Origin of the sequence: [Bacillus] selenitireducens MLS10, assembly GCF_000093085.1 — a bacterium.
Taxonomy (GTDB): domain Bacteria; phylum Bacillota; class Bacilli; order Bacillales; family Salisediminibacteriaceae; genus Salisediminibacterium; species Salisediminibacterium selenitireducens.
The window spans coordinates 3,002,408-3,018,981 of the sequence record NC_014219.1; the positions used below are offsets into that span (position 1 = coordinate 3,002,408).

Genomic DNA, 16,574 nt, shown 5'->3' on the forward strand with positions numbered 1-16,574 from the left:
ATATTCATTCATTATCAGTATACAAAAAAATGCTGCGTTTCACTACCTTTTTTTCCTGTAATGCTAAAACCGGAGCGCCCTCAGGCTTCTCCGGCTTGTTCTCTTTCTTCTGTTTCCGACGGTCTGTAGGCTTCATTTCTGAGCTGTGCGATAATGCGCTGTCTTGTCGCATCCGCAAGCTCTGCCATCGACATCTTTTCGTGCTGGTGAATCCTCAGCGGTTCTCCAAAGGTAATCGATACTTCACCCGGGGTAATCCGGTTGTTCTTGGATTCCATCATGGCGTGTGTCCCTTCGATGGTGACCGGGATAATCGGTACACCTGACTTCGTTGCCAGTTTAAAACTGCCTGTCTTAAACTCCTGAACCGGTCTGCCTTTGCTCCTCGTACCTTCCGGGAAAATCACGAGGCTGTGACCGTTTTTGAGTGACTCGGCACCGGCAGAAATCGACTTCACCGCCTGTCTGCTGTCTTTGCGGTCCAAAAAGACACAGTCAAGATGCGTCATCCAGGAACGGATCAGCGGGAGCTTCATGACTTCAATCTTTGAAATAAAGCCGGTTTTTCTCGGAACGTTGCTCAAAATAACGGGAATGTCGAAATTCCCCTGATGATTGCTGACAAACAGCACCGGTTCCTCTTTGGGGATGTGTTCGATGCCGTGTACATGGACCTTGCCTCCGCCGACACGGATCAAACCGTTTGCCCAGCGCTTGGCCATGCCATGGATATACGCATCATACTCTTCTTTCGTTGCGGTCTTCTTCAGCCGGTCGGCCTTCTTCAGGAACGGGGACACGACAATTAAATACAGGGCAAAATACAAAAACCAGATAATCGTTCGAATCATAAGCGTTTTCTCCTCTGTTCAGGTCATTGTTGAGTCTTGCAGGATCCGTTTACCAGTCTTTCAACAGGGCATTGCGTTTTTCTTTTGTTTGCCTGCAGTCGTCGCAAACCGCTTCTCCAACCGGCTTGCGACCGTTACACGTCGGACAGTCGTTCATCTCCACAGCTGTCAGGGTCACCGGATCGAGGTATTCGCGGATCGAAGTGGCCGGTTCACGGGTGATGTGATCACTCAGCTGCTCACAGATGTCACAGTTCACACAGTCCCTTCCGGCGTAGACGAGTGATTCACCCGTTTCACCGGTCTCATTAAGCAAAGCACCTGTCGGACAGATCGATGCCAGGTGATGCCAGAAATCCATCCTCTCTTTCGAACGGATTTTTGCACCGTTTAAAAGCGGTGCAACTTCGGTCATCTCTTCTCCCTCGAACCGGTCTTTCATCCTTTGCAGATAGACCATGGCGTATTTGCGTTTTTGCGGAGGCGGGATCTTTTCTTTCAGGGATTTCGGCTCATAGAACGAATCAATCAGAAGATTCCCAATCGACTGCTTCGTCGTCTTCGACGTCATCTGAAACAGCTCCCGACGGTTATAATCCCGCTTCTTTCCGCGGATCTTCGCCGGATCGCTCAGAATCGGGACGTCTTTCGTAAACGCGTAGCCTGACCAGGCCTGAACCCAGCTAAGTCCCTCTTTCGGATCAAAATCGTAACTGCAGGACGCGCAGACATCAGGGTCGCAAAGCACTTCCTGCTCCTTCTCATGCAGTTCGCCGGTCATAAGATACTCCGGCGTGAACACGGACAGACAAGGCAGCTCAATCTGATGACCGCTCCCTGTCGCCTGTTTTCGGCACGTATAGGTAATGACGTCACGCTGGGTAATGCGCTGTTCGTATTTGGCCATCATTTCGTTCTCATAGTAAATCGCATCCGTCGGACAATCATGCACACAGAGATGACAGTCGTTACAGACTGCCTCATCATAGACGACTTTCCCTTTGTCGTCAATTGTCATGGCGCCACTGGGACACACATCGACGCAAATGTTGCACTGATTGAATTTATACCGTGAGCGCAGACACATATTCTCTGACAGTCTGACAGATGCCTGATCTTTAACCCGTTTAAATAAAAATTTCTCAAGCATTCGAATCCACCTCCTGGTGATACTGACTCTTGCTGTTCCTTTTATTTTACATGAGATCACCGGTCTTGGGGGGCTTTTCACAAATCTTTCGAATCCTTCATGCATAGTTGCATGACGTGACGGGTATGTGAGTGACAAAGAGAGGTGATGACCGTGCAGCGCATCCATGCCATCGTATCAGGCCGGGTTCAGGGCGTCGGCTTTCGCTATCAGGCAAAGGTGAATGCCGAAATGAAAGGACTGAGCGGTTGGGTCCGAAATAAGCGAAACGGCGACGTCGAGCTCGAAGTCCAGGGCGACCGGGAGACGATCTCATCGTTCTTTGATTCCCTTTACGAACTCCGCTTCCCGGCAAAGATCAAACAGATTGAAAAAGCGGAAAAAGAACCGGTGCCAAACGAAGAACAATTCATCATTTATCATTGAGAGCCATGCTTCAGGGATTTTCGTCTTGCATTTACGGCGAAAGCCTTCGTTTCACGTATATGAGCAGTACGAGAAAGGGCTCACCGTTATGTGTTGAAAACGGTGAGCCCTGGTATGCTGCCATCAGTCACAAGCCGGATTACGCGGAATCTTGGTAATCGAGATGTCGTTGATCATTCGTGTGCTTCGCTTAATGATACAGACGTAGTTTGCGGTCCAGATAAAAGCCGGAATCTCATCATTGGCATGTTCGAACATCATCGCATCGAACTCGTCCCCTACAAGCTCTTCAAACATATCCTGCGTGTAATTCTCCGTATCTGTGGAAAAATCACGCCATTCGCAAATCAATTTGTCAGTTAAGGTTTCCATCAGTATCACTCCCCTTTTGTTAATCTCAGTTTAACACATTTTTCACAGAATTAATTTGTGAATCATTGAACATATTTTGTCCGTTTATTAAGCGCTTACTGGTACACAAGGCAAACAGGTTCAAAATGTTACAATAAACATGTTAAACTCTTTTCAGACCAAAATCAACAGTCAGGAGGCAAACATCCATGCATGACCCTTTAACCGTCGTCTGGTTTCGGAATGACCTGCGACTGAACGACCACCCCGCCATTGACGAAGCCCTTACCTTCGCAGAGGATCATGACACGAAGATCCTCTGTGTGTTTCATATTCACGATGACCTGTTCTCTCATCTTCACACCCGTCACGACTATTTCTTTCAGACGCTCCGGCACTTCAGTGACGATCTGAAAAGCCGGAACATTGCCATTCGCTTTCTGTACGGTGAGGTCACGGAAGCCTTCGCTTCTCTCCTTAAGGAATATAGCGGTGTTCAGGCTGTGTTTGCCTCGAAAGATTATACCTCTTTCGCCACAGAACGGGATCGCACCGTCAGGACTCTGTTCGAAGAGCGAAACATCCGTTTCACCCTGACCGTGAGTAACCATCTGCAGGAGCCTTCGTCGATCATGAAAGACGACGGGACGCCTTATAAGGTTTATACCCCCTATTCAAAACAATGGCTGAAAAAGCCGGTTCGGGGGCTGTTGGCCGGTCACGAGAAAAAGCTCAGAGAACGCACATGTGAAGTCGCGATGAACCGGGGTAAGCTCGATGACTTTCTCGCTTCATCCGACAGAACCTGGCAGGCGCTCGGTGAAGACCATGCCCATGAGCGCCTTGAACAGTTCGTAACAGATCGGCTCACGCACTATGGAGAGTCCCGGGACTTCCCTGCCGTTGCCGGAACATCGAGGCTGTCCCCTTACTTAAAAACAGGTGTCCTGTCTGTGGCGCAGGTGTATCATGCTGCCTATCCGCTTTTTGAGAAAGGGGATGATGCTGCCGTGACGTTCATAAAAGAACTGGCGTGGCGTGATTTCTATACGATGATTCATTACCACTTCGAGAATCTTCGCAATCAGGAGTTCCAGGAAAAATACCGCACCCTAAGCTGGAACGAGGATGACGAGCTCCTCGAATATTGGAAACAGGGCCAAACCGGCTTCCCTCTCATCGATGCCGCGATGAGACAGCTGAACACCACCGGATGGATGCACAACCGCCTCCGGATGGCGACGGCTTCGTTTTTGACCAAAGATTACCGGATCGACTGGCGTGAAGGTGAACGGTATTTTGCCGAGAAGCTGATTGATTATGATGAAGCGTCGAATACCGGCGGCTGGCAGTGGGCCGCTTCTGTCGGCACCGACGCCGTCCCGTACTTTCGCGTCTTCAATCCGGTGAGGCAGTCGAAACGCTTCGACCCGGAGGGCACGTTTATTCGCCAATACGTCCCGGAGCTTAAAGACGTTCCCGCCTCCTCGATTCATGAACCTGCGAAACTGAGCGAAGCGAAACAAAAGGAATACCGTGTCCGGATCGGCACGGACTATCCGCTACCGACAGTGGATCACAGCGAAGCAAGAAAAGCAGCCATTACCATGTTTGAAGGAGGAACAAACCAATGATCAGACCACTCAGAACCGACGAAAAAAAACAGGCCCTTGATCTCAGCGCCTACGCCTTTCAATTTTCCCTCTCCGAATCGGAAGAACAGGAGATCCTGAAGGACATGGACGAACGCCACGTACGAGTCCGTGAGAATGATGAAGGAGGCATCGCTGCCAAACTGTCCATCCTTCCGCTCCGTGCTTCAATCGCCGGTGTAGATATGGCCATGGGCGGCATTGCAGGCGTCGCGACATGGCCCGAATACCGAAGAGGCGGCCATGTCTCCGCCCTCCTTGTCGATGCCTTTGAAGCCATGCGGGAAGCGGGGCAAACCATCAGTTTTCTCTATCCTTTTTCCATTCCGTTTTACCGGAAGTTCGGCTATGAGCTCTTCGCCAGAGAACTGGAAGTCACGATGACCCGTGAACAGTTCCCGGAAGCCGCTGAGACCGCAGCCACGCTCGTCCGGATCGAACCGGACAAAAGCTATGAAGCCCTGAGCGGTCTTTATCATGACTGGGCCAGTGCCTTCACCGGGACTCTGAAGCGGGATCAAGACTGGTGGGATAAGCGTCTCTTGAAACGAAAAAAGGGTTCCATCATTGCCGCAAAACAGGGTGGCCGTCTGACGGGCTATATGATGTACAGCGTAAAAGACCGCACCATGACCGTAAAGGAGATGGTCTGGACTGACGCCGACAGCCGCCGGGCGCTCTTTACGTTCATCCGAAATCACGATTCCATGGCGGACCGCTGCGTCATCACCGTCCCGCCGGACAGCCATCTGCCCTATTTACTCCCGGACCCGAAAGCCCTGCAGGATGTAAAGAGTTACTTCATGATGCGCATTGTAGATGTGGAAGGCTTTTTTGCGCACTTCCCCTTCCAGACGGCCGACAAGGCTGTTACCATTCCGCTCCACATCACCGACGATCACTGTCCCTGGAACAACGGCACGTTTTTACTCGCCGTCAAAGATGGCAGTGTATCCGTCTCAAAGATTCCTGAAAAGCAGGGAAGCCGTTGCGCCCATCCACCGAAAAAAGGCATCCACCTTGCCATCAACAGCCTGGCTGCGATCATGGCGGGCGTCATGAGCACGTCATTCTTAAATGCGGAAGGCATCGTATCAGGCGATGAGGCGTCCATTCATGCCTTCGATGGACTGATCCCTGTGCAAAGACCGTTTATATATGACTTCTTCTAAAGACACGAAACGACCCATTCGCCATTGAATGGGTCGTTTTTTCATCCTGTATCATCACTTTGTGACTGACCGGTTTACTTATTCCATGATTCGTTTCACGGCTTTCAGCGACCCCGGGCTTTGATTGTAACGGACCGGCAAGTCAAACGCCGTCGGCTGCTTTAAGACACTCTTATTATGCGTGAAGGTGTCAAAGCTTGATTTGCCGTGATATTGCCCCATGCCACTCTCACCGACGCCTCCAAAAGGCAGATACGGTGTTGCCAGATGCATGATGGTGTCATTCACACATCCTCCGCCAAAGGAGAGATTATCCATGATGAACCGTTCCGATTCCTTATTCTCCGTAAAGACATAGAGCGCTAGCGGGTTCGGCCGCTGTCTGACGGTTTCGATCACTTCGTATTCATGTTCGTAAAAGATAATCGGCAGGACCGGTCCGAAGATTTCTTCACCCATGACGGCATCGTCCAGATCGACATCAACGAGGATCGTCGGTTCAACGTATCGGCTCTCCACATCAACATTCCCGCCATAGAACACCTTCGCCGGATCGATGAGTTTTGCGATCCGCTCTGTGTGCCGCTCATTCACGATCTTCGGATACACCCGGTTTCGCCGTTCTTCCGGACCGTACCATTTCTTCAGATAATGCACGAGCAGCTTGAGAAACTTTCGGCGCCTCTTCTCATGGACCAATACATAATCCGGCGCCACACACGTCTGACCTGCGTTGATCATTTTGCCCCAGATGATCCGTTTCGCTGCGATCTTTAAATTCGCATCTTCCGTCACTATCGCCGGGCTTTTGCCCCCGAGCTCGAGGGTGACCGGCGTCAGATTGCGGCTCGCCGCTTCCATGACCTTCTTGCCTATCGCCGTGCTTCCGGTAAAGAAGATATAGTCCATCTGCTCATCCAAAAGGGTCTTCGCCACTTCGGCGTCCCCTTCCACGCAGGCGATATACTGTTCAGGAAACGTCGACGCAATGAGCTCGCGAATCACGCTGCTCGTGTTCGGCGTCAGCTCCGACGGTTTGACAATCGCCGTATTCCCCGCAGCAATGGCACCGACAAGCGGTGCAATCGCCAACTGGAACGGATAGTTCCATGGTGCAATAATCAGCACCACCCCGTAAGGCTGCTTGTAAACGAGGCTCTTCCCGCCAAAATGGGTGAGCGGTGAACGCTCCCTGACAGGTGACGCCCAGTAGTCGAGGTTTTTCAGCGTGTCTTTGATCTCCGAGTGTATAAATCCGATTTCCGTCATATACGCTTCATGCTCGCCTTTGTTCAGATCTTTCCTTAAGGCTTCGATGATTTCCTGTTCCCGTTTTTTAATGCCGGCTTTCAGTGCTTCAAGCTGTTTATGCCTGAAGGCGAGCGGCTTGGTTTCCCCGCTGTAGAAATAATTTTTCTGTTTCCGTTTTAAATCCCTGATTGCATCTTGCATGACTTGTCGCCCCCTCATCCCTTCCATTCCACATCTGTAAGACGTCTGATTGATCGGAAAGGTTTCATCCATACATGTCTTATACCCTGCCCCGATTCCGGGAAAACCCTTCGGGCGCTTCAGAAGCCATACAGAGTCATCCGTGTTAAGATGAGTCTCACACCGAACATGCATCATGAGGAGTTGTTTTTCTTGTTTGAAATCCTTTGGCAATACACGCTCGTCTTTGTCCTCGCTGCGACCCCCTGGATGGAGATCCTCGTCGTAATCCCAATCGGCATAGGAATCGGCCTTGATCCCTTTCTCGTTGCCATCATCTCATTTGCCGGCAACTTCTTGCCGATCGTCTTGATTATCTGGCTGTTAAACTGGTTTAAAACGACGAATATGTACGCCTGGTGGCAAAAACGAAAGCATGGAAAAAAAGAAAAAAAACACGCACCGTCACGGGGACAGCGCGTGTTTCAGAAATATGGATTGCCTGGTCTTGCTTTTCTCGGACCGCTCTTAACCGGTATTCATCTTGCTGCAATCATCGCACTTTCATTGAAGGCAACAAAAGCACAGACAACCGTATGGATGGCCATCAGCCTGTTCGTCTGGACTTTGTTTCTGACAATTGCGAGTGTCTACTCGATTGATTTCGTGACCGATTGGTTCACGCTTCAGGCCTTTTTGTGAAAGTAGACCGTATAGATTTCTTTGCCATGATCCACCTCATCCACCTGAAGCCCGGCTTTCTTGAGCTCTTCTGTGACGGATTCCGCATCTATACGGTGGTCCGAAGGCGGACCTTCCTGAGGATTGGCAACCTTCGCCCATTCCACGACGGCACCTTTTGCGCCTTTAGCGAGCATGCGATTGACCTCTTCAAATGCCTTGAGCCTGTCTTCGACTTCATGCATGACGAAGGCAATCACGGCCCTTTCAGCCACGGCATCCCCGAGGCTGACTTCTTCAAGGTCCGCCTGCACATAGCCGACGTTCTCGAGCCCGTACTCCTCCACTCGTGCAGAGAGAATACCGAGCATTTCAGGCTCCACATCAACTGCATACACATCCCCCGATGTCTTCTCCGCGAGGGGAATGGTGAACAGACCATTGCCTGATCCGAGGTCAATGATGTTCATCTTCTTTTGAATATCGAGCTTTGCGACGATGGAATCCGGGTCAATCAGACGCTTTCGCTCCGGATCAAGTAAACGTGCTGCTTCGTTTGGGTCAAATCGGTCTCCTGCCATGTGTATCGTCCTCCTGTCAAATTGGGTTTAATCGATCCATTCGATTTGCCCTGTTTCCAAATGAAACAAGGCACCTACGATCGGGATTCCCTTTCCGATGTCCCGGTAAACAGGATGATCCTTCAGATTGACAAGCTGATTACGGATATTTTGACGGACAAACTGATTATCATCTGCATTCAGCTGATCAACGCCCTGAATGTTTTCTTTGACGTGATCGAGCCATGGATCGAGGAACTCATTGGCAAGGCCCTGTCTTGCTGCCATGACACCGCCGCATCCCGTGTGACCGAGTATGAGAAGGGCCTTGACATGCAAGACGCGCATCGCGTAATACAGACCGATTGTGAGACTCTCGTCATCATGCACAACCTGATTCGCCACGTTCCGGTGCACGAACATCGTGCCTGGCAGTGCTGAGAAGATCGTATCCGGATCGCTCCTTGAGTCGCTGCAGGCAAGGACAAAATAGTCCGGCGTCTGGCCTTTTTTCAGTTCATCGAAAAAATCCGGCCGGATCTCTTTCATTTTTGTGATGAATGCTTCGTTACCTTGTTCAAGTTTTTTTCTGTCCATGTTTATCACCTCGAGTACAATTTCTGTTATCTTGCCACAACCTGCCCTTAAAATGCAAGAACCCCCCTGCTAAAGCAGGAGGGGTTCTCACTTCCATCAATGATCAGGCTTTTTCCACCCAGAATTTCAGGACGTCTGCTTCCTGATCTTCTTTAACGATTTTGTTGCCGCTTGATTTGGCCCAAGCCGGGATATCCGATTTGGCACCTTTATCTGTTGCGTGTACTTCGAGGATCTCCCCGGCAGTCATCTTATCCATTTCTTTCTTCACCTTTACGACAGGCATTGGGCAAGCCAAACCTTTTGCATCGAGTAATTTTGTGCTTTCCATGATCAATCTCTCCTTTTTTATAATCTTTAATCGCCGTGTTATACGGATTTACACATCAGTCTTATGCTTCCCCTTCAGTCGGACCGTCCCATTCAGTCATGCCCGGCTTTACGTTATAGACTTTCTCAAATCCCTGTTCTTTCAGGGTATGGGATGCCATATTGCTTCTGCTTCCGGTTCGGCAAATGACGTAAATTTCGTCATCTTTGTTCAGTTCTCCAAGGCGGTCCTCAAGGTCGCCCATCGGAATGGAAACCGCTCCAGGTACGCGTGAAAAGACATATTCAGCCGGCTCACGGACGTCGAGAATCGTCACGCTGTCTTCACCGATCTTGTTTTTAACATCGTCATTCTGTGCAACGGGTTCAAATTCAGCCACTTCTGTTGTGTCTGCATCATCGGATTTGCGTAAATAGTGAAAAAGGACGTCTCCGTCTTCTTTTGAACCAAGGTACTGATTCCCTGTATTCTTCGCCCAGCCCTTCATATCTGCCAGGGATCCGCGATCTGTCGCTTCCACGAGCAGCACCTGACCGGCTTCGATCTGATCCATCATCTTTTTTGTTTTCACAACCGGCATCGGGCACGCCAATCCTTTTGCATCAACAACATGATCTACTTTTATGCTCACTGCAAAAACCTCCTTCATTTTATACCTACATGGGTATTTGGAAAAGTAAAAAAATACGAGAACTGATTTCGTCCAAGTGCGTTTTTGTTAGTACCATTACCCCTATGAGTATAGTACAAAACATTCACAGGATTGTCAAGAATAAATTACGAGCGCCAAAGCTTCATAATCCGGATAATCTCATCGTAAGAGACAAAGCGGGATCCGCGCCACTGTTCCTTGCCCTCAAGAAATAAAATCAGCGTCGGGGATGTAAAAACGAGAAATTCACCCGATACTTCAGGTATATCCTTCAGACGGACTTTCCCAATCGGCAGCTCCGCTTCATCGAGCACCCCCTGATTGATTTGTTCTTCCACTGCTTCACAGACCGAGCAGTTCTCTGTCTTAATCAAAAGCAGATACGCCTCGTGATCGTTAACGGACGTCTGCAGCTCTTCCATTGTTTGAATGGCATCCATTTTTTATTCCTCCCTTTCTCTGTCCTTCTTCTATTCTATACCAGTAGTGTAAAAAAAGAAATCCAAACTGTTTTCGGCATGGTTCAAAGCGAAACGTGGTATGGTATATCATACTAGAAAAGAGGTGTTTCCCTTGGTGTATCTGTCGTTGTTTATTCTGATCGGCGCCCTCGCCGTCTCTATACAGTGGTTTATCGGGATCCGGCGCATTCCGCGCCTCGACAACGAGTTTGTCTCACAGAAACAGGACGGACCATCCGTCAGCGTGATCGTCGCGGCTCGCAATGAAGAGCGGGACATCTATTCGACCGTCTCAAGTCTGTTGGCCCAGTCATGGAAAGACGTCGAGGTTATCGTCGTCAATGACCGTTCCACAGATCAGACCGCTGCTTTCCTCGATCACTTGAAGAGGTCCCATCACCAGCGGCGGCGTCTCAAAATCCTCACAATAACGACCCTTCCTGACGGCTGGCTCGGCAAGAACCATGCCATGTATCAGGGCTACCGGGAGGCAACGGGACAGTGGCTCCTCTTCACCGATGCCGACGTGACATTCGACAAACATGCCGTCACCCGGGCCATGAACCACGCCGGGCGAAACAGGCTTGATCACCTGACCCTCATTCCTCAGAATAAAGGCGGGACTTTGTTCTACCGCGGTTTTCATGCCTACTGGAGCATTCTTGGCATCTGGAATTTCATTCAGCTGAAACATGCCGGCATCGGTGCGTTCAATCTCGTCCGCAAATCCGTCTATGAACAGGCGGGGACGCACCGTTCCCTTGCCCTTTCACCTGATGACGACCTGAAGCTCGGCAAACAGATCGTCAACAAAGGCTTTCGCCAGCAGCTCGGGCTAGGCAACGGCCTGATTGCCATCCAGTGGTACGCATCGATTCCCCAGGTGATTCGCGGACTTGAGAAGAACCTGTTTGCCTTTATGCGCTATAATACGGCACTCGTGAGCCTCTTTAGCCTGGTTGTGATGCTGACCCACGTACTTCCCTTTATCGGCATCTGGTTCAGGGAACCTTTGTCAACACTGTTCTTTATCCTGACTCTGATCATCTATTTTCTCATGTTCAGTTATAACCAGGTCCGAACAGGCATCAGTAAGTATTACTTCTTCCTCATGCCCGTTAACGGTCTGCTCTTCACCTGGGCGCTTCTGCGCTCCTGCCTGAAGACAATCCGGCACGGTTCTGTCTCCTGGCGGGGCACAACCTACAAACTGAGTGAGTTAAAACAGAAAAAATAACCGCGCGCTGTCCGATCAAATGTTATAATCTAACAAGAGTACATCGTGATAGGCAAATCAGAAACGGTGGTGACTGACCGCATGACAAAAGAACACGGATTCATCGTCCTGAGGCTTCTCGCTGTCTCGGCCATCGGCATTTTGGCCGTTTGGCTGACAGGGCTTCTCTTCTCCTTAACGTATCCATTTATTATCGCCGCAGTGCTTGTGTGGATGTTCCATCCGCTCATCCGTTTTTTCCGAAAGATGCTCCGCATGCCGAATATGCTCGCAGTGTTTCTGACCGTTCTTCTCGGTTTAAGTGCCGTCATCGGTTCCATCACCGGGATCATTGCCCTGATTGTTTTCGGATTCAGGCGAATTTCCGCCTTTCTGCCCGAATGGATCCAGACGACTGCCATTCAGGCTCAGGACTTCTTTAATCAGTCCATCTTCCCCCTCTGGCAGCAATTCTCCGGAGCCGTTGACTCGTTAACACCCGAACAGCAGACGACGCTGCAAAACGGAATCGAACGCCTTGGGACCCAGCTTGCGGAAGGCTCGACGAACATTGGTCAGGGCATGGCTGACGGACTCGCTTCCGTCATTATTTTCGTTCCCTCATTCCTGATTGTTTTTCTGTTTGTTTTTATCGCCTTTTATTTCATCGGCAAAGACTGGGACCGGATGTTTTCGAAGGCGTATGAGATTACCCCTGCCTTTATCCTGAAGAAAGCCCGTGCCTTCAAGACGATGTTTCAGTACCGCGTGTTCGGTTTTGTCCGCGCGCAGCTTATTCTCATGTTCATCGCCTCGATCGTCGTCCTGATCGGATTGTTAATTCTGCGTGTGGAGCACGCCCTGACGATTGCCATGATCGTCGGGATCGCGGAGATCCTGCCGTATCTCGGATCAGGTACGATTCTGATCCCATGGTTCGTCTATATGCTTTTGACAGGTGAGATTAGCATGGGCATCGGCCTTGCCGTCGTGTACGGCGTCACCGTCGGCATCCGCCAGTCCATCGAACCTAAGGTGCTTTCCTCGAGTATGAACCTCAATGCACTCGGGGTACTGATCTCCCTGTTTGTCGGTTTCCAGCTCTTCGGCGTTGTCGGTGTGTTTGTCGGACCATTTATTCTTGTCATTCTCGTTATTTTCAAGGATATCGGCGTCCTCTCTGAAATCGGCCGCTTTATCCGCTGGGGATTCAAAGATGAACCCGATCCGGGAATATCGGGCTTTAAATGAGAATGCGCTCCTTAATCTGTCATCGGATCTTCACAATTGACTGCTGTTGTGGAGATCTTTTTTCTGTATAATGTAATTGAGAATGAGAATCAAAAAAAGAAAGTGATGGAGGGATGACGATGTCTTCACTGATGGTGGTAGGTGGCGATCAACTCGGAAGTATACCGGATAAACTGAAGGCGATCGGGTTCGATGATGTCCTTCACGTGAGCGGACGAAAAACACAGATGGTCAAGAAGGATATTCCTGAAGGCGTGGACCTCGTGCTCGTCCTGACGGATTTCATTAACCATAACATTGCAAAGAAAATCAAAACGAAAGCGTCCAAACAGAATATTCCCATCTGTTATGCGAAACGGTCCTGGTGTTCAATCTACCAGACGCTCAATACGAGTAAAGACGCCTGTGAGAGCTGCCCGTTTCTCAAAGACGGCAACTGTCCGATCTGATGCATTTGCACTATAAAGTAAAAAAGCGGAGCCCGAGTGGGTTCCGCTTTTTTTCTGAATGATCCATCCGGCTGCTGTTCAGTTGCTTCGCTGGTGCTGGGGGTGCTCCCCATTGACATGCTGAGCTGCCGCAGAACGTTCTGCTTCTGCTATTCGAAATTCTTCCATGAACGTAAATAAGATGCGCAGTTCGGTTTCAGACATGTTTTCTACCATACGAAGGACATCTTGTTTCGATACATTCATAGGTGTTGCCCCCTCTTTTCCTTCTACAAACCGGGTACCCGGTTCGAATCGTTCTTAATCATCAACTTTTCCCTCTGGCGAAGGGTACAAAGCTTTTCGTTTCCACAGCGCAGTCAGAACCAGCGCGAGTAGAATGAATGCACTGATAATCGCGACAGCCGCTACAACAGGTGCTTCAGCAGCACGTTCCACATAGATCCCCGCGAGTGCCCAGACGAACACGAGCGGATAAACCCGGTCACGAAGCGCATTCATCAGATACGCGGCGAGAAGAACCGCGACAATCAGAACAAGGATCGTCCAGACCGCTCCGCTTAAGAGCCAGCCTTCTTCATAACCGGCACCGTTAAACACAACCCCGATGTTCAATATAGTGGCGACAGAGATCCAGCCCATGTAAAGAGAAAAAGGAAACCGGTTCAATCGGCGTGCCCCCTCCACTTTTGTGATTCTCCGGTAAATGATAATGAGGGTGATGAGCATCAGGATGATCACCGCGAGAGTCGCCGGATAAAACGCGTAGTGAAACAGCAGAATCCAGGTGCTGTTCAACAGCGCATTAATCAGAAAAAACGGGCCGACCGCTTCGATGACGGCGATCTCTTCACGCTTTTTGACAAAAAGTGAGCGGAGCACCCACAGTCCGAGCATGAGATAAATCAGTCCCCAGATACTGAATACATAACCGGCAGGCGTAAACAGGACTCCCAAGGAATCGGAGATGTCCCCTGTCTGTCTGCCGTTAATGGGCAGGATATTGGCAAGTGCATTCATGATGACCATCTGGATGAGAGCGACCAGATTGATGATCGCCCATTTTGAGCCGTTCATAATGGGGAAATCCCCCCTTTCGTCTTGTTCCTATCAACCTATACCCGTAAACTTTTACAATCAATCTGTTTTTTCGCCGTATATGGATTTCTTTATCACCGTTTTCCCTTTTGAGGTTGATGATTGTTATAGAAGGATAGAAAAAAGGTCACGATTAACCCTGATCGAGGGACTCGACAAGTAAGGAGAGGGTCTCCCACCGGGCCATGGCCGCCTCGAGCTCCTCTTCCTGAGCCTGCTGCTGTTCGTAAAGCTCCCGCGCCCGGTCAAAATCACTGCCGGTTGCTTCTATTTCCTGAGCGGTCTGTTCAATCGCCGTCTCAAGGTCCATGATCCGCTCTTCAATGGTTTCCCATTCCTTTTGTTCATGATAAGAGAGCTTTTTTTCGGTGCAAGCCGGTCCGTTTCAGGTGCGCGCTGTTCCTGTTTCTTCTGACGAACCTCTTCTTTTTTTGCTTCTTTCTCACTGTCTAGCCACTCACTGTAGCTGCCGTAATAGCCTTCCACAACCCCGTTGCCTTTGAAGACAAGCAGTCGGTCGACGACCCGGTCAAGGAAATAGCGGTCGTGGGATACCGTGATCACAACGCCCGGGAACTGATCGAGATAGTCTTCAAGAATCGACAGCGTCGTCGTATCGAGGTCATTCGTCGGCTCATCAAGAAAGAGCACGTTCGGCTCTTCCATGAGAACCTTCAGTAAATACAGGCGCCTTCTTTCACCGCCGGAGAGCCGCCGGATATGCGTCCGCTGGCTCGGTCTTGTGAACAGGAACCGCTCGAGCATCTGCTCTGCGGTAATCAGATCGCCCTGAACCGTTCGGACAGCCTCGGCCGTGTCCTTAATATAATCAATCATCCGCATGTCTTCGTCCATCGTGTCATGGTCCTGGGTATAGTAGCCGATGCGCACGGTCTCGCCGATATCGAGCGTTCCATCATCCGGTGATTTCCGTCCCGCCATAATGTTCAAAAGCGTGGATTTGCCAACCCCGTTCGGACCGATCATGCCGATCCGGTCTCCCCGGGTGATCAGTTCGTTCACATCTGTAAACAGTGTCTTTCCGTCAAGGGATTTACTGATCCCTTCAAGTTCAATGACCTTCTTACCGAGACGCACCGATCCGATGGCGAAATCAAGCTCACCCTCATCCTGGATCGGCCCGTCTTCCTGAATGGCCTCGATCCGCTGCTTTCTTGCTTTTTGTTTTGTCGTTCTTGCTTTGGCCCCGCGCTTCAGCCAGGCAATCTCTCTTCTGAGGAGATTCTGTCGTTTGTCTTCCCGCGCTGCTTCATTCTGTTCACGTTCTGCCTTCTTTTCAAGAAACGTTTCGTAATTGCCCTCATAGCGAAAGAGTCTGCCGTGATTCAGTTCAAAGATCACGTCCGTCACCCGGTTAAGGAAGTAGCGGTCGTGTGTGATGAGCATGAGGGCCCCGGGATAGGCGGCAAGAAACCCTTCAAGCCACTCAATGGTATGGTTGTCAAGATGATTCGTCGGCTCATCGAGCAAGAGAAGATCCACGGGTTGAATGAGGGAGCGGGCAATGGCGACGCGTTTTTTCTGACCGCCCGAGAGTGTCGTTGCCTCTTTGAAATAATCGGTAATCCCGAGCTTACTCAGAATGGTTTTCGCCTGCGTGTTGGCGTCCCATGCATCTTCCTGATCCATGCGCTCCTGGGCCTTCATCAGCGTATTCTGCCAATGGTCACTGGCCGGATCCTGTTCGAGCCGGGTCAACACTTCTTCATAGTGTTTCATTGCCCGAATGACCGGCATATCGCCCCCGAACACAATGTCAAGTACCGACACGCCTTCAGGAAATTCCGGGTCCTGCGGCATGTATTCAATGGAGAAATCACCTGCATGTTCAAACGTGCCGTGTTCCTTGCCTTCGATGCCGGCAATCACTTTCAACAGCGTCGATTTCCCCGTGCCGTTCACCCCGATGAGGCCGATGCGTTCCTTTGCCCCCACAGAGAAACTCACCCGGTCAAACAGCGTCTTTTCTCCAAACGTCTTCGTCAGTTCTTTGCATTGCAAAATCGTCATGTATCGTTCACCTTTTCCTTTGGTCTGATCTGTTTTTTTCTCTGTTCTATCGTATCAGATTTCCGCGTACTTTTGAGACGGTTTTCTCTCCTGTCTGTTCCACAAACCAAAATACCTGTATTAACTGTCTTTTACGCTTACTCAATCTGCATTTTCATGGTAAACTGAACAGGGGTTTCACGAAACTTGAAACCTGTCTGATCCGTAAAGAAAA

The 16,574-nt window shown here is 50.1% G+C and carries 18 protein-coding genes and 1 pseudogene; 7 read left to right on the forward strand and 12 right to left on the reverse strand.

Annotated elements, in window-relative coordinates; translation table 11 throughout:
- Nucleotides 1-80 precede the first annotated feature (80 nt).
- Together BSEL_RS14115 and BSEL_RS14120 are read right to left on the reverse strand one after the other, a co-directional pair.
- On the reverse strand, nt 81-851 hold the full coding sequence (locus tag BSEL_RS14115; RefSeq protein WP_013173680.1) for a lysophospholipid acyltransferase family protein: 771 nt from the start codon (nt 849-851) through the stop codon (nt 81-83).
- A 49-nt stretch (nt 852-900) separates the two neighbouring features.
- The gene (locus BSEL_RS14120) at nt 901-2,001 is read right to left on the reverse strand and encodes an ATP-binding protein (protein ID WP_013173681.1); all 1,101 of its coding nucleotides are present in this window, start codon (nt 1,999-2,001) and stop codon (nt 901-903) included.
- Between the two features lie 153 nt (nt 2,002-2,154).
- Between BSEL_RS14120 and BSEL_RS14125 the strand changes: the two genes are divergently transcribed.
- Nucleotides 2,155-2,427, forward strand: coding sequence for an acylphosphatase (locus BSEL_RS14125; RefSeq protein ID WP_013173682.1), 273 nt, complete (start codon nt 2,155-2,157; stop codon nt 2,425-2,427).
- A gap of 123 nt (nt 2,428-2,550) precedes the next feature.
- Here the strand turns inward: BSEL_RS14125 and BSEL_RS14130 are convergent, their stop codons facing one another.
- Nucleotides 2,551-2,799, reverse strand: coding sequence for a hypothetical protein (locus tag BSEL_RS14130; RefSeq protein ID WP_013173683.1), 249 nt, complete (start codon nt 2,797-2,799; stop codon nt 2,551-2,553).
- Between the two features lie 188 nt (nt 2,800-2,987).
- Here BSEL_RS14130 and BSEL_RS14135 point away from each other — a divergent pair, with 188 nt between their 5' ends.
- Together BSEL_RS14135 and BSEL_RS14140 are read left to right on the forward strand one after the other, a co-directional pair.
- Complete coding sequence (locus BSEL_RS14135; protein ID WP_013173684.1) at nt 2,988-4,412, forward strand: cryptochrome/photolyase family protein; 1,425 nt, start codon at nt 2,988-2,990, stop codon at nt 4,410-4,412.
- The gene (locus BSEL_RS14140) at nt 4,409-5,602 is read left to right on the forward strand and encodes a GNAT family N-acetyltransferase (protein ID WP_013173685.1); all 1,194 of its coding nucleotides are present in this window, start codon (nt 4,409-4,411) and stop codon (nt 5,600-5,602) included. Before BSEL_RS14135 ends, BSEL_RS14140 begins: the two co-directional genes overlap by 4 nt.
- Before the next feature lie 78 nt (nt 5,603-5,680).
- On the opposite strand, the gene BSEL_RS14145 is transcribed toward BSEL_RS14140, so the two are convergent.
- Nucleotides 5,681-7,054, reverse strand: coding sequence for an aldehyde dehydrogenase (locus BSEL_RS14145; protein ID WP_013173686.1), 1,374 nt, complete (start codon nt 7,052-7,054; stop codon nt 5,681-5,683).
- A gap of 192 nt (nt 7,055-7,246) precedes the next feature.
- Between BSEL_RS14145 and BSEL_RS14150 the strand changes: the two genes are divergently transcribed.
- Nucleotides 7,247-7,735, forward strand: coding sequence for a small multi-drug export protein (locus BSEL_RS14150; protein WP_232970468.1), 489 nt, complete (start codon nt 7,247-7,249; stop codon nt 7,733-7,735).
- On the opposite strand, the gene BSEL_RS14155 is transcribed toward BSEL_RS14150, so the two are convergent.
- The 5 genes from BSEL_RS14155 to BSEL_RS14175 form a co-directional block, all read right to left on the reverse strand.
- Nucleotides 7,720-8,295: a class I SAM-dependent methyltransferase gene (locus BSEL_RS14155; RefSeq protein ID WP_013173688.1), complete on the reverse strand. Its 576-nt coding sequence runs from the start codon at nt 8,293-8,295 to the stop codon at nt 7,720-7,722. The genes BSEL_RS14150 and BSEL_RS14155 overlap by 16 nt on opposite strands.
- 27 nt (nt 8,296-8,322) lie before the next feature.
- Nucleotides 8,323-8,871: a carbonic anhydrase gene (locus BSEL_RS14160; protein WP_013173689.1), complete on the reverse strand. Its 549-nt coding sequence runs from the start codon at nt 8,869-8,871 to the stop codon at nt 8,323-8,325.
- 103 nt (nt 8,872-8,974) lie between these two features.
- Nucleotides 8,975-9,202 carry a sulfurtransferase TusA family protein gene (locus BSEL_RS14165; RefSeq protein ID WP_013173690.1) on the reverse strand — a complete coding sequence of 76 codons (228 nt, stop codon included), beginning with the start codon at nt 9,200-9,202 and terminating at the stop codon, nt 8,975-8,977.
- Nucleotides 9,203-9,263: 61 nt separating this feature from the next.
- On the reverse strand, nt 9,264-9,833 hold the full coding sequence (locus tag BSEL_RS14170) for a sulfurtransferase TusA family protein (RefSeq protein WP_013173691.1): 570 nt from the start codon (nt 9,831-9,833) through the stop codon (nt 9,264-9,266).
- Nucleotides 9,834-9,979: 146 nt separating this feature from the next.
- Nucleotides 9,980-10,294: a thioredoxin family protein gene (locus BSEL_RS14175; RefSeq protein WP_013173692.1), complete on the reverse strand. Its 315-nt coding sequence runs from the start codon at nt 10,292-10,294 to the stop codon at nt 9,980-9,982.
- Nucleotides 10,295-10,430: 136 nt separating this feature from the next.
- Between BSEL_RS14175 and BSEL_RS14180 the strand changes: the two genes are divergently transcribed.
- The 3 genes from BSEL_RS14180 to BSEL_RS14190 all read left to right on the forward strand — a co-directional run bounded on the left by BSEL_RS14180 (nt 10,431) and on the right by BSEL_RS14190 (nt 13,231).
- On the forward strand, nt 10,431-11,552 hold the full coding sequence (locus BSEL_RS14180) for a glycosyltransferase (protein WP_177304839.1): 1,122 nt from the start codon (nt 10,431-10,433) through the stop codon (nt 11,550-11,552).
- A gap of 81 nt (nt 11,553-11,633) precedes the next feature.
- Nucleotides 11,634-12,782 carry a sporulation integral membrane protein YtvI gene (gene ytvI, locus BSEL_RS14185; protein WP_041582519.1) on the forward strand — a complete coding sequence of 383 codons (1,149 nt, stop codon included), beginning with the start codon at nt 11,634-11,636 and terminating at the stop codon, nt 12,780-12,782.
- Between the two features lie 119 nt (nt 12,783-12,901).
- Nucleotides 12,902-13,231 carry a DUF2325 domain-containing protein gene (locus BSEL_RS14190; RefSeq protein WP_013173695.1) on the forward strand — a complete coding sequence of 110 codons (330 nt, stop codon included), beginning with the start codon at nt 12,902-12,904 and terminating at the stop codon, nt 13,229-13,231.
- 78 nt (nt 13,232-13,309) lie between these two features.
- Here BSEL_RS14190 and BSEL_RS17795 read toward each other — a convergent pair whose 3' ends face one another.
- The 3 genes and pseudogenes from BSEL_RS17795 to BSEL_RS14200 form a co-directional block, all read right to left on the reverse strand.
- Nucleotides 13,310-13,477: a hypothetical protein gene (locus BSEL_RS17795; RefSeq protein ID WP_013173696.1), complete on the reverse strand. Its 168-nt coding sequence runs from the start codon at nt 13,475-13,477 to the stop codon at nt 13,310-13,312.
- A 54-nt stretch (nt 13,478-13,531) separates the two neighbouring features.
- Nucleotides 13,532-14,308, reverse strand: coding sequence for a tryptophan-rich sensory protein (locus BSEL_RS14195; RefSeq protein ID WP_013173697.1), 777 nt, complete (start codon nt 14,306-14,308; stop codon nt 13,532-13,534).
- A gap of 154 nt (nt 14,309-14,462) precedes the next feature.
- A pseudogene (locus BSEL_RS14200) lies at nt 14,463-16,360 on the reverse strand (ABC-F family ATP-binding cassette domain-containing protein).
- Between the last annotated feature and the right edge of the window lie 214 nt (nt 16,361-16,574).

What these genes read in the sequence shown, in the direction of transcription:
- BSEL_RS14195 (WP_013173697.1), bottom strand. Translation starts at nt 14,308, where the DNA reads ATGAACGGCTCAAAATGGGCGATCATCAATCTGGTCGCTCTCATCCAG.
- BSEL_RS14190 (WP_013173695.1), top strand. Translation starts at nt 12,902, where the DNA reads ATGTCTTCACTGATGGTGGTAGGTGGCGATCAACTCGGAAGTATACCG.
- BSEL_RS14160 (WP_013173689.1), bottom strand. Translation starts at nt 8,871, where the DNA reads ATGGACAGAAAAAAACTTGAACAAGGTAACGAAGCATTCATCACAAAA.
- BSEL_RS14140 (WP_013173685.1), top strand. Translation starts at nt 4,409, where the DNA reads ATGATCAGACCACTCAGAACCGACGAAAAAAAACAGGCCCTTGATCTC.
- ytvI (WP_041582519.1), top strand. Translation starts at nt 11,634, where the DNA reads ATGACAAAAGAACACGGATTCATCGTCCTGAGGCTTCTCGCTGTCTCG.
- BSEL_RS14135 (WP_013173684.1), top strand. Translation starts at nt 2,988, where the DNA reads ATGCATGACCCTTTAACCGTCGTCTGGTTTCGGAATGACCTGCGACTG.
- BSEL_RS14165 (WP_013173690.1), bottom strand. Translation starts at nt 9,202, where the DNA reads ATGGAAAGCACAAAATTACTCGATGCAAAAGGTTTGGCTTGCCCAATG.
- BSEL_RS14155 (WP_013173688.1), bottom strand. Translation starts at nt 8,295, where the DNA reads ATGGCAGGAGACCGATTTGACCCAAACGAAGCAGCACGTTTACTTGAT.
- BSEL_RS14175 (WP_013173692.1), bottom strand. Translation starts at nt 10,294, where the DNA reads ATGGATGCCATTCAAACAATGGAAGAGCTGCAGACGTCCGTTAACGAT.
- BSEL_RS14115 (WP_013173680.1), bottom strand. Translation starts at nt 851, where the DNA reads ATGATTCGAACGATTATCTGGTTTTTGTATTTTGCCCTGTATTTAATT.
- BSEL_RS14120 (WP_013173681.1), bottom strand. Translation starts at nt 2,001, where the DNA reads ATGCTTGAGAAATTTTTATTTAAACGGGTTAAAGATCAGGCATCTGTC.
- BSEL_RS14130 (WP_013173683.1), bottom strand. Translation starts at nt 2,799, where the DNA reads ATGGAAACCTTAACTGACAAATTGATTTGCGAATGGCGTGATTTTTCC.
- BSEL_RS17795 (WP_013173696.1), bottom strand. Translation starts at nt 13,477, where the DNA reads ATGAATGTATCGAAACAAGATGTCCTTCGTATGGTAGAAAACATGTCT.
- BSEL_RS14145 (WP_013173686.1), bottom strand. Translation starts at nt 7,054, where the DNA reads ATGCAAGATGCAATCAGGGATTTAAAACGGAAACAGAAAAATTATTTC.